This window comes from Ornithinibacillus gellani (assembly GCF_003730295.1).
Classification (GTDB): domain Bacteria; phylum Bacillota; class Bacilli; order Bacillales; family Amphibacillaceae; genus Ornithinibacillus_A; species Ornithinibacillus_A gellani.
In genome coordinates this window covers 221902-233508 of the sequence record NZ_QTSZ01000029.1, presented here as the reverse complement: position 1 = coordinate 233508, position 11607 = coordinate 221902, and the positions used below count along the sequence as shown (strand labels likewise).

Below are 11607 nucleotides of genomic sequence, written 5' to 3'. Positions count from 1 at the left end.
TACTACAAGAAACAGGGTGAGTGGGTATTGCCCTCACCCTGTTTGCTTATAGGTCATTTAAATATTCCAGGTTTTGGTCTATTTCCTGTTGAGGAACTGGTGCAAAGCCGGTTTCACCTGAGAAGGTTTCAAGATTTTTTAGCAAGTATTTCGCAAAATCCAGTACCTGTGGTTTCTCTTGTGCGTGCTTCACATTTAAATACGTAAAGACTGGGCGTGTGAAATCTTGATAAGCCCCATCTTCGGCAATGGTGTCTAGACTAGGCTCAACCGCACCTTCTCCAAAGTCAACAGCTACAGCCTGCAGCTTATCTTGATTATTGACATAATAGCCATATCCGAAGAATCCAATTGCATTTTTATCTTCAGAGATTAAGCTGACTAAAGTGGAATATTCTTGTTGTAAATTAATATCGGAATGAAGATCTTTTTCTTCTAAAATATTTTCATAGAAAAATTCATACGTACCGTGATTTTCATTTGGACCATATCGTTTAATTGGTTCGTCCGGAAAATCAGGGTTTATATCAGACCAATTTTCAAGCTTACCATCAGCTAAAAAGATTTGCTTTAGCTCATCTGATGTTAGTTCTTTTGCCCAATCATTATCTGGATGGGTAACAAAAGTAAGTCCATCAAGTGCTACTTTCAATTCTTTCACTTCGATACCAAGATCTTTAGCTGATGCAGCTTCCTCTTCCTTGATTTGTCGGGAAGCATTATTGAAGTCTGTTCCATCTTCAAGGAGAAATTTCTTAAAGCCTGCACTTGTTCCTGCGCGACTGACCTCAACAGAAACACCTTCTTGTGTAGTGCTCATATATTCTTCAGCGATTCTTGCCATAAGCGGATAAACTGTACCTGAGCCATCAATGACAACACTGCCTTCCAGTTCTTCAGATTGACCATCTGATTGGCTACCTTTTTCTTCATCCTTCGATTTAGCATTGGCTCCACATGCTGCTAGAAAAATAGCTAGTATGAGCACTAGCGCCCCCTTGAAATATCTGTTTGTCATGAATTGATTCCTCCCTTTTTATATGTGAGAAGCAAACTCCCTCTCTACTGCAACTATAGCAACCGAATGTAAAGGGAATTTGAATCTAGTGTAAAGGGTATGTAAAATTAAAAATGAGCGCGAAAAAGAATGGACAATGCTATAATGGGCTACAAGGAATTATTCTAATGCTTACGTAGATTGACGATAGTTCTTCTGGATTGGGGAGAGATAAAGACGATGGAAAGTTATTATGATCAACTGTCAGCAGAAGTGTATGCAATCGATAAAAAAATTGGTCATACCTTTGGAGATGTTGAATTTTATCGAGATAGGCTCTCTGGCTGTACCGGAAAGATTCTTGAACCGGGTGTCGGTACAGGGCGAATCTTAATTCCATTACTTGAAAGTGGTCTTGATGTAGATGGCTTAGATATGTCTGCTGCGATGCTGGCGCATTGTAAAGAGAATTGTAAGCAACGTGGATTAGATGCACGTTTGTTTCAAGGAAATATGCAATCTACTACTTTTAAGGATACGTATGATGCAATCATCATCCCAACAGGGACCTTCCTGCTTTTGCATCAGCGTAATGAGTCGACTCAGGCATTACACAATTTTTACGACCATTTAAATGATGGTGGCAGGTTTATCTTTGATATCTTTTTACAAACGAAGCTTAATCCGGGTACAGTGAAAACGAGGACCTGGGAAACAGAGACAGGGGATATCATTTCACTGGAGGAAAAGCTTGTCACAGTAGATGCAGTAAATCAATATACCGTTTCCCACAATCGGTATGAAAAATGGCGGAACGGAAAGCTTATTCAAACGGAATTGGAGCAATTTCCACTGCGATGGTATGGGGTTGAAGAAATGAAGCTGTTATTACAGCAGGTGGGCTTTGAAAAAATCACCATTTCTGCAGATTATAAGCAGAATCAATACCCAAATGCTGCTGATCAAATCATTACATTTGAAGCAGTAGCAGTGAAAAGTGAATGAAGCTATGAATAGCTTGCTCAAAATAAATGATAAAGGGTTGAACTAAATGGAGAATAAATACATAGGTTATGCAGGAACATATACGCGACAAACGAGTGAAGGTATTTACCGCTTTGAACTAAATACAGAAACGAAGAAACTACAAGCGGTAGAGGTTGCTGCAAAAATCGGCAGTCCTACCTATTTAACTATTGATACAGCTGGAACATATCTATACGCTGTAGCCCAGGATGGAGAGCAGGGTGGTGTTGCAGCTTTTTCGATCACCAAGGATGGCACCCTGGAAAAAACAGCACAAATTTTAGAAGCAGGTGCACCGCCATGCCATGTAGATGTTCGTGCGGATCATCTTTTTGCAGGCAACTATCATAAGGGAACAGCACAGAGCTATGCTGTTGATGGTCAAGGTGGATTGGAGCAAGAAGCAGTAGTAGCGCATGCAGGACAGGGTCCACATGAACGACAGGAAAAGCCACATGTTCACTTTGCAGGTGCAGTACCAGATGGGCGATTTATCGTCGTGGCAGATCTGGGTACAGATGAGCTGGTTACGTATGCTGTGGAAGACCAAAAGTTAATTAAAAAACAGACCTATCAAGCGAAGCCTGGCAGTGGTCCGCGACACATCGTCTTTCATCCGGATGGAAAAACAGCCTACCTCATGACAGAGCTGAGCTCAGATGTAATTGTGCTGGATTATGCTACAGAAACAGGAAGCTTCACTGAAAAGCAAGTCATTCATGCTATCCCAGATGATTTTACGGAAACAAATGACGCCAGTGCTATACGGATAAGCAGCGATGGACGATTTGTTTATACTGGTAATCGTGGTCATAATAGTATTACGGTATTTCAAGTAGATGAAACAACGAAGGAATTAACCTGGATTGAACATACACCAACCGGTGGGGAGTGGCCAAGAGATTTCACACTTGATCCAAGTGAACGTTTTCTAATTGCTTCGAACCAGCATACAGGTAATGTTGTATTATTTGAGCGGGATACCGAAACAGGTAAGCTAACGAAGCTGCAATCCGAAATTGCAGTGCCAGAAGTAGTTTGTGTAACGTTTAAATAGGAAGATGAAACAGGAGTGAGGGGTTTTCCTTCACTCCTGTTTTATAATTTCCCATCAGTGGATAAATAGTAACCAGACATATAGGCCTGATAAAGTGATGAAAAGTGTTGGTACGGTTAACAGAATTCCAACCTTAAAGTAATAGCCCCAAGAAATGGATATGCCTTTTGACCGTAATACATGCAGCCATAATAAAGTAGCTAATGATCCGATTGGGGTGATTTTAGGTCCCAAATCAGAACCAATGACATTGGCGTAAATCAATGCTTCTTTCATTACACCGACTGTCTCTGTTTCAGAAATGGCTAGTGCATGAATCATCACAGTAGGCAAATTATTCATTACAGATGATGAAATCGCTGCTAAAAATCCAGTAGCAATGGTAGCAATAAATAATCCTTGTTCAACAGCTATTTGGATAATATTGGCTAGCATACCTGTTAATCCAACGTTTTTAAGACCGTAAACAACTACATACATCCCAATCGAAAAGAATACGATTGCCCACGGGGCCCCTTTTATAACTGCCTTGGTTTGAACGGCAGGGCTTTTTCTCGCAATCATAAGAAATATAATGGCGACTAATCCTGCAGACAAGGAAACCGGGATACCGAATAATTCCCCACTAAAATAACCGAATAATAAGAGCGTTAATACAAGCCAAGAGAGGCGAAACAGCTTTAAATCTTTAATCGCATGTTTCGGATCTTCGACTTGATCTGCATTATAATGGGTTGGAATTTGCTTTCGAAAATAGATGTAGAGTACAAGCATACTCGCCACAAAACTAAAAAGATTGGGGACAAGCATGCGGGATGCAAATGCTGCAAAGCCAATTCCAAAAAAATCTGCAGATACAATATTGACTAGATTACTGACGATAAGTGGCAATGATGTTGTGTCAGCGATAAATCCACAAGCCATAATAAAGGGCAAAATCATTCGTTCATTGAACTTCAAGGATCTTACCATTGCTAATACAATAGGGGTTAAAATTAAAGCGGCACCATCATTTGCGAATAGCGCAGCAACAACTGCACCTAATACACCAATAAGTATAAATAATTTCAAGCCATTTCCCTTGGCGGTTTTTGCCATATGTAAGGCTGCCCATTCGAAGAAACCAACTTCATCCAGAATGAGAGAAATAATAATTAAAGCGACAAATGTGAGTGTCGCATTCCAAACGATGCTTGTTACTTCTGCGACATCGTGAAATGTCACAACACCTGTAGCAAGCGCAATACCCGCTCCTATACAAGCAGACCAGCCGATAGACAAGCCTTTAGGCTGCCAAATAACAAATAGTAAGGTTATCAAAAATATCATGATGGCTAGATAAATATGCATCTGATTCTTCCTTTCCTGACTGTTCGATTGCCACCACATCCTATTACCATTTATATATGCCTGTTTTTCCTATAATCGATGGTGAAAAATTGCATAACTTGCATAACAAAGCAAACTGGGATAGTGCAGCATTCATTTCGAATAAAACAAAAAAGTTGCCACATTTGGCAACTTCCATTATACATCTGTCTATTAATTTTCTACATTAAACATGCTCCACTGCCAACTGTTTTTTGTTTAGTTTATTAGCCATGGCAATGGTGAGGTGGTTGGTCAGTTTTGGGAGGCGCGGCTTTAGAAATGCATGTAGCATCGGTGCCATCCAGCCCTTTGCTGTTGCGTGCAGACTCCCTGTCATATTGGATTCCCCAACTGATCCCTCCTGTACTCGGATGGATCCTCCTCCGGTGACTTGCATGTTTTGTACGGCGTTGTGAAAAGTAATTTCGTGGAGCTGCTCATTCAGCGTCATCTCCACATCTACGTAGACCACTTTCTGTAACCCGCCGAATTCCCCTTGTAGCATCCAGGTGGATTGTTTATCATTATGCCATACATGATCCTCATAACCGGGCAGTAAAGATACCCAATTATCCATGTCTCGTACATAACTCCAAACAATGGGTAATGGCAGATTTAGCTGCACATGATGCATTCCATTTACCAATATACATTTCTCCTCTCACGAACCAATTCAAGCTCCATTTATAACCATATGTATCCAATCATGCAATATGCCTGAAAAAATAAAATGAACGAAAGAAATCATTGGATATATCTCGGTTTTTTGTCCTTGATTTTAAAGATTGTGATACAGAGGGTTTTGAAAAATGGTAAACTGGAATCAATTCATAAACACGTTATTTGTATATATTTGGAAAGGGAGAGGGAAATGGGGAAAACAATGCAACGCTTAAGGTCTGAACGATTTGAAGTTTCCTATAATAAAATCCATTTAGAGCTGAAGCGTCTTGTGAAAAATGAAGCACCACATTTTCAAAATCTAGTATTTAAAGGGGCAAAGCGATTTTCTGTTATCAAAACCTACCAAGAGGAATTGCATCAGTTCGCTAGACTACGAAATGCGATTGTACATAATAAATATGATATTGGCGAATACATTGCTGAACCGCATGAGAAAACAGTGGAGCAGATTGAGGAGATTTGTCGTATTTTCACCAAACCGAATGATGCACTTACAATCGCAACGAAGCAAGTGATTGTATATGATTATCATGCCCCGATAGCTAAAGTCATACAGGGTGTTCATAAACATAATTATTCTCAATATCCAATCTACAATGGTGACATTTGTATTGGATTATTAACAGCGAAAGCGATTGTTCGCTGGGTTGCCAAGCGGGCAGCTGAAGGAAAATACAATCACGAGCATATTCAAGTAAAGGAAATTTTTGATATGGACGAGGATCACCCGATTGAGTTCGTTTCCAGATCAGCAAATATATTTGATGTTGAAGAAATATTTGCCGCAGCACATATGGAAAAGCAAGATTTAGAGGCAATCGTCATCACGGAAACAGGCGAAAGAAATCTGCTTCCAATAGGAGTTATCACCCCATGGGATTTAATTGAAATTGATTTCCTTAATGAATAGAACATTCATGATAGAATGGGGTAAAAGGAAATACGGATAGAGGCAGATGTGGCTGGAGGTAGCTGGATTTGGTGGCTGTGGAATACATGATCACCGTGCCTTGGAAGGTACATTTGTCGGTTGCTGCTTGTTTAGCGGTCAGGTTGCAGGAAAGGTTATAGCAAGTATATTAGGCTGAAAATGATTCTTTGCAGTATGAATGTATAAAAGGGCCAGCTATCTATTCATTGGATAGCTGGCCTTTCTGGATGATTCTATCTTTCTCGTAAAACTTCTACTAAAATATTTGGGTAATTCGTGAACATGCCAGTTGCTCCCCAATCCAATACTTTATGCATGTCTTCCCGCGTATTCACGGTGTACGGGTGCATCAGAAGCCTGTGCTTACGTACTTGTTGAACATATTCACGATCTATTCTTGTATGACTTGCCCCAACTCCAATTGCATACTGCTTGATTTCGTTAAGCTCCTCATCTGTTATCGTTGCAGGAGCGGAATAAGAAAAAAGCTGAACAAGCGGAATGTTAGGGTTTAGCTCGTTCAGGATAAGCAAGCTATCTTTGCTGAAGGACTGAAGTAATACCTTGCTTGATGGTCCATTAGGTCCAATTAACTTATATTTATTTAAAATCCGAAGCAATTCAACCTCCATTCCCGGGTACACCTCAGGAGATTTGGTTTCTATATAATACCTGGAACCTTTGCCGAATGTTAGGATGACTTCCTCTAACGTTGGCACCTGTAAACCAACATATTCAGGCTTGGCCAAGTCAGGATATCGCTCATTGAACCAAGAACCAGCATCCAGCTGCTTGATTTCAGCTAATGTCATATCTTTTACTGCTCCAGTGCCGTTTGTCGTGCGGTCTACTGTTTCATCATGCATGGCAATCAGTACACCATCTTTTGTCATTTGCAGGTCAACTTCGATATAATCGGCATTCATATTTTCACCAAGTTCATAGGCCTTCAGCGTATGCTCTGGTGCCAATCCAGATGCTCCGCGATGGGCTACATTTAGAATACGATTCGGATTTATTTCAGGTTTACCCGTGTCTGCGAATGCGGTGTTCTGGATGGGAAAAATAACAAGGGAGAAAGCAAATAGGAAAATGATACGCTTTAATCGTTTCGCTTTTTTCATGGATTCTATCTCCTTTTGTAGTGGAATAATGGTGCACGCAAAAATGAGATTACTTGAATGCTGGATGGCTCAACCACTTAGTTTCATATATTAGATGTTTTCTTTCATCACACACCTCCATTCTGTGGGAAGTGATAAAAAAAGAGAAGACCCAAAACAATTTCCTTACGGTCATAAGGAATCTGATTAGGGTTCTTCTCTGTGACTCTTCCCTCGCTATATACAATTCAAGTATGCTTGGTGTGTGTTAAATTGTCTATGGGGATAACGAATGAAAATACAGAAACAGTTCTGTAGTTTCGAACTAGGTCTAAGGTTTTATTTATTGGAATTATCTAAATTAACTGTTTACATAAATGAAAGCGTTTGCTAATATAATAGTAATTGAATATCTCTAGGAGAAGAAGAGAAGAGAATCAAACAGAATGCCTATAAAAGGTTATTTGTTTTGTTTCTTTTCTCTTTTTTATTTCTCTTAAGCAGATTCAATAATATGTTTTAAAGGAGAGAGGGTATTGGGAAGAACGTTATCTATATTTACCGTGTTATTATTCAGCCTGTTTTTACTCGGAGCTTGTGCAGGTGAGAGTTCAGGAGATGGCGAGGGAGACGGAAATGGAAAAAGCATCACCCTATATTCGCCGGAAACACCCGATCTCAGTAAAGAGCTTGCTCAAAAATATGAAGAATTGCATGGTAACAAAGTCAATGTACATTATGCTGGGACGAATGTTCTCGTTAATCAGATGATGGCTGAAAAAGGGAATCCCAAAGCAGACATCTGGTATGGGGGAGGAGGAATTCTTCCATTTGAAGCCGCTGTTGATAAGGATATTGTGACACAGTATATTCCGCCAAGTGCCGAGGATTGGGAAGTGGTTGAGGATGGAATAAAAGTAAAGCATGAAGACGGTTATTATGTTGGCGTTGAATTATTTGTATTAGGATTTTCATACAATACAGAGCTGGTGACAGAGGAAGAAGCACCGAAAACTTGGGAGGATTTACTAGATCCAAAATGGGAGGGGAAAATACAATTCCCTAACCCAGCAGCGTCTGGTACATCTACTTTAATGGTTTTAAGCTACATGATGGAGCACGGAGAAGAGGCTGGTTGGGAATACTTTCAAAAGCTGACAGATCAGGCAAATTCAATTCCCGATTCAGGTTCCGCACCAACAAAAGGGGTAGCAATGGGTGAGGCATACATTGGGATAGGGTTTGACTTTATGGCATATGAGCACCAGAAAAATGGAGAAACAGTTGATTTTATTGTTCCAGAAAAAACACCTATTTTGGTTAATCCAATCACACTTGTAAAGGATGGACCAAATCCAGAGGGTGGTAAGGATTTCATGGAATTCATGTTAAGTGAGGAAGCACAGCAAATTCTTGCTGATTGGCAGCATATTCCAATCAATCCGGATGTAGAATCAACTACACCATTATCTGTCGACAGTATCAAGGAAAATGCTATCGATTTAGATATTGATTGGGTTAATGAAAACTATGATCGGATTAGGAATGAATGGACAAATAAAATTAAGTAGAGGGAATGATACTATGGGGGCAGTTGTAGTAGAAGGACTAACAAAGGATTTTTCAGGGGTAACTGTTCTTCAACATATCAATCTTGACATCAAGGAGGGCGAGTTTTTTGCCCTTCTGGGTCCCTCAGGGTGTGGCAAGACAACAACGATGCGATGTATTGCTGGTTTTGAAAAACCGACAAGCGGCAGGATTAAACTTGGTGACCAAGTAGTAAATGATTTGGCACCAAATGAAAGAAACTGTGGAATGGTATTTCAGAGCTACGCTTTATTTCCGCATATGAATGTTTTTGATAATGTAGCCTACAGCTTAAATATAAAACAGCTTAGAAAGAGCAACTTGTTTAAAAAGCTTGGCGTATATACGAGGATGTTTAATAGTAAGCTGGTTAAATATCCTAAGGAAATGAAGCAAAAGGTGATGGACGTACTTGCCTATGTTGAATTAACAGATCACGCACATAAACTCACAAGCGAGCTATCTGGTGGGCAACAGCAACGTGTAGCACTAGCTAGAGCGTTGGTGATGGAGCCACAAGTTTTATTAATGGATGAACCGTTATCCAATTTAGATCAGAAGCTTCGACATACAATGCGCAATACCATTCGGAAAATGCAGCAGGATTTAAAAATCACCACTATTTTTGTCACACATGATCAAGAGGAAGCCATGAGCATGGCCGACAGGGTTGCAGTAATGAAGGATGGTCAAATTCTGCAAATTGGAACGCCTACAGACTTATATAGTAATCCACAATCACCATTTATTGCGGATTTTGTAGGGACATCTAATATTCTTCCAGGTACATTCTTAAAGCATGAGGCTGGAATTACTACTGTTAAAATTGGTAATCAAGAAATCAAATCCGTAACGAAAACAGATCAGCAGGATGTTCAGGTAATTATTCGACCGGAAAATATAAAGGTGCTGGAGGAAGCTTCCATTACAGATGATAATTCATTTGAAGGAACGATAGAGGTCGCAACGTATCTTGGATCTACTGTTCGCTATGAAATGAAGGTTGGTGACTATCGGTTAATTGCAGATACGATTTACGAATCAGGTCATCGAATTTTGCAGGAAGGGTATAAAGTAAGGCTTGGGGTATCACCTGAAAGGGTGTTGCTCATATGAAGCGATTGAAGAAACATCTTACTGGAATCGGTATCATCAAGCTGTTGCTGTACGCATTCTTTATTCTGTTTTTGGTCATACCACTTGTTGCTGTCTTCATTGTTAGCTTTACAAATGAACCGATAAACTTTTTTGGTTCTTTTATCAGCATGGAGACGATGCAGACAACCATTGATCAATTAAAGCATGCAACACTTGATAATTTTAAATCTGTATTCCAAAACACCCGTTATTTAGATGCCTTATTAAACAGTCTGTATTTATCCTTTGTTGTTTCTATTGTTGTATTATTAATTTGTGTACCAATTGCATATGGCATTGCAAGAACGAAGCTGCCATTTAAGAAGACGATTAGTGCATTATGTACGATCCCATTGATTGTACCGACATTTATTTCTGGCTATGCGTTTATCATTATGTTTGGCCGGTCGGGATGGGTGACCTATCTTTATCAGGCGCTTGGAGGAGAAGGGCTTTTTATTGATCCTTATTCCTTAACCGGAATTGCAATTGTCCAGATTTTTTTCTTCTTTCCATATGCGTTATGGCCGATGGTGGCAGCGTTTAAGGTAAGTGATGTATCATTGGAAGAAGCCTCACGTAACATGGGAGCAAAGGGTTGGCTAACCTTTTGTACGGTTACTTTTCCTTTGGTGATACCAGGAATGCTTTCAACTGCTTTAGTTATTTTTGCGGTTAGTTTTTCCGATTTTGGAACACCAATTGTACTCGCTCCCACTGACCTTAATTTATTAGTTGTTCAGGCATATCGTGAAATTGCCGGCTTTTATAACTGGGGTGGAGCAGCCATTTTGACATTGATTATGATTGCGGTAGCAGGCTTTGTGTATTGGGTGCAGAACTTCTTCTTTAAAGGGAAGAATTACGATTCCGTCTCCGGTAAACCAAAGCAGTCGAAGTTGAATCAAAATAAATTGGTTACTGTACCAATTGCTGTTTTTTCCGGCATTGTTGTGCTGGTACCATTATTGGCCATGTTAACGGTGTTTCTGCAATCGATTGCAACGACATGGGGGAAGGATCCATTACCAAAGGGATATACGTTGGCACATTATAAAATGATCTTTACTTCTTCCCTGGGAAACATTCAGAACAGTATCGTACTTGCGCTTGGGGCATTGGTTCTAAGCATTATTATTTCAGTTTTTGTTTCTTATTTTGTTGTCCGACAACAGGCTGTTACATTGGATTTCATGACGACTGTGCCATTGATTGTACCAGGTATTGCATTTGGTATTGCGCTTATTCAAACGTTTAATGTCGCACCGTTACAATTAACGGGGACAGCTGCAATATTAATCATTGCCTACTCTATACGCAGGTTGCCGTATATGGTTCGATCAACGGTTGGGACAATGAAATCCATTAAAGCAGATATCGAAGAAGCAGCGATTAGTCTAGGTGCTTCAACGTTAACAGCTGCTATTACCATCATTGGGCCATTAATGATTCCAGGAATTGCTGCTGGTTCATTACTCGTATTTATTACGGTTATCAAAGAAACGAGTATTTCTATCCTGATGGCTCCGGCAGAATGGGCACCAATGAGTCTTGCTATTTTCCAAAACATTTTGCGTGCTGAATATTACTCGGCCGCTGCCATGTCTATTATTCTAGTCGTTTTAGTACTTGTACTTCAGGCCATTGCAAACTTGTTTACAAGAAAGCAATCCGATTGACCACAGTCCTCCTCCCACTGTTTGGGAGGGGA

General features: G+C 40.0%; 11 protein-coding genes. 7 read left to right on the top strand and 4 right to left on the bottom strand.

The features are described 5' to 3' along the window. Window positions 1-46 precede the first annotated feature (46 nt). A complete protein-coding gene (locus DX933_RS09270; RefSeq protein WP_123316156.1) occupies window positions 47-1018 on the bottom strand; it encodes a PstS family phosphate ABC transporter substrate-binding protein in 972 nt (323 codons plus the stop codon). 219 nt (window positions 1019-1237) lie between these two features. Between DX933_RS09270 and DX933_RS09265 the strand changes: the two genes are divergently transcribed. Beyond that, window positions 1238-2002, top strand: coding sequence for a class I SAM-dependent methyltransferase (locus DX933_RS09265; RefSeq protein ID WP_123316155.1), 765 nt, complete (start codon window positions 1238-1240; stop codon window positions 2000-2002). 46 nt (window positions 2003-2048) lie between these two features. Further along, on the top strand, window positions 2049-3080 hold the full coding sequence (locus tag DX933_RS09260; RefSeq protein ID WP_123316154.1) for a lactonase family protein: 1032 nt from the start codon (window positions 2049-2051) through the stop codon (window positions 3078-3080). A 54-nt stretch (window positions 3081-3134) separates the two neighbouring features. Here DX933_RS09260 and DX933_RS09255 read toward each other — a convergent pair whose 3' ends face one another. Then, the gene (locus tag DX933_RS09255) at window positions 3135-4430 is read right to left on the bottom strand and encodes an arsenic transporter (protein WP_123316153.1); all 1296 of its coding nucleotides are present in this window, start codon (window positions 4428-4430) and stop codon (window positions 3135-3137) included. 205 nt (window positions 4431-4635) lie between these two features. Next, a complete protein-coding gene (locus DX933_RS09250) occupies window positions 4636-5097 on the bottom strand; it encodes an SRPBCC family protein (protein ID WP_123316152.1) in 462 nt (153 codons plus the stop codon). A 225-nt stretch (window positions 5098-5322) separates the two neighbouring features. On the opposite strand from DX933_RS09250, the gene DX933_RS09245 reads away from it, so the two are divergent. Both DX933_RS09245 and DX933_RS18730 read left to right on the top strand, forming a co-directional pair. After that, complete coding sequence (locus DX933_RS09245) at window positions 5323-6045, top strand: CBS domain-containing protein (RefSeq protein WP_190279472.1); 723 nt, start codon at window positions 5323-5325, stop codon at window positions 6043-6045. A gap of 46 nt (window positions 6046-6091) precedes the next feature. Further along, window positions 6092-6223, top strand: a complete 132-nt coding sequence (locus DX933_RS18730) for a hypothetical protein (protein WP_263363194.1) — start codon at window positions 6092-6094, stop codon at window positions 6221-6223. Between the two features lie 76 nt (window positions 6224-6299). On the opposite strand, the gene DX933_RS09240 is transcribed toward DX933_RS18730, so the two are convergent. Beyond that, window positions 6300-7190: a glycerophosphodiester phosphodiesterase gene (locus DX933_RS09240; RefSeq protein WP_123316150.1), complete on the bottom strand. Its 891-nt coding sequence runs from the start codon at window positions 7188-7190 to the stop codon at window positions 6300-6302. A 515-nt stretch (window positions 7191-7705) separates the two neighbouring features. On the opposite strand from DX933_RS09240, the gene DX933_RS09235 reads away from it, so the two are divergent. Genes DX933_RS09235 through DX933_RS09225 form a run of 3 tightly spaced genes read left to right on the top strand, consistent with a single transcriptional unit; the run spans window position 7706 to window position 11575 of the window. Next, window positions 7706-8740 carry an ABC transporter substrate-binding protein gene (locus tag DX933_RS09235; RefSeq protein ID WP_123316149.1) on the top strand — a complete coding sequence of 345 codons (1035 nt, stop codon included), beginning with the start codon at window positions 7706-7708 and terminating at the stop codon, window positions 8738-8740. A gap of 13 nt (window positions 8741-8753) precedes the next feature. Next, complete coding sequence (locus DX933_RS09230) at window positions 8754-9875, top strand: ABC transporter ATP-binding protein (protein WP_123316148.1); 1122 nt, start codon at window positions 8754-8756, stop codon at window positions 9873-9875. Continuing rightward, on the top strand, window positions 9872-11575 hold the full coding sequence (locus DX933_RS09225) for an ABC transporter permease (RefSeq protein ID WP_123316147.1): 1704 nt from the start codon (window positions 9872-9874) through the stop codon (window positions 11573-11575). The genes DX933_RS09230 and DX933_RS09225 overlap by 4 nt, the downstream gene beginning before the upstream one ends. Window positions 11576-11607: the final 32 nt, after the last annotated feature.

Bases quoted from the DNA above. Each gene is read 5' to 3' on its own strand.
- DX933_RS09265 (WP_123316155.1), top strand. From the start codon at position 1,238: ATGGAAAGTTATTATGATCAACTGTCAGCAGAAGTGTATGCAATCGAT.
- DX933_RS09225 (WP_123316147.1), top strand. From the start codon at position 9,872: ATGAAGCGATTGAAGAAACATCTTACTGGAATCGGTATCATCAAGCTG.
- DX933_RS18730 (WP_263363194.1), top strand. From the start codon at position 6,092: ATGTGGCTGGAGGTAGCTGGATTTGGTGGCTGTGGAATACATGATCAC.
- DX933_RS09230 (WP_123316148.1), top strand. From the start codon at position 8,754: ATGGGGGCAGTTGTAGTAGAAGGACTAACAAAGGATTTTTCAGGGGTA.
- DX933_RS09270 (WP_123316156.1), bottom strand. From the start codon at position 1,018: ATGACAAACAGATATTTCAAGGGGGCGCTAGTGCTCATACTAGCTATT.
- DX933_RS09260 (WP_123316154.1), top strand. From the start codon at position 2,049: ATGGAGAATAAATACATAGGTTATGCAGGAACATATACGCGACAAACG.
- DX933_RS09255 (WP_123316153.1), bottom strand. From the start codon at position 4,430: ATGCATATTTATCTAGCCATCATGATATTTTTGATAACCTTACTATTT.
- DX933_RS09245 (WP_190279472.1), top strand. From the start codon at position 5,323: ATGGGGAAAACAATGCAACGCTTAAGGTCTGAACGATTTGAAGTTTCC.
- DX933_RS09240 (WP_123316150.1), bottom strand. From the start codon at position 7,190: ATGAAAAAAGCGAAACGATTAAAGCGTATCATTTTCCTATTTGCTTTC.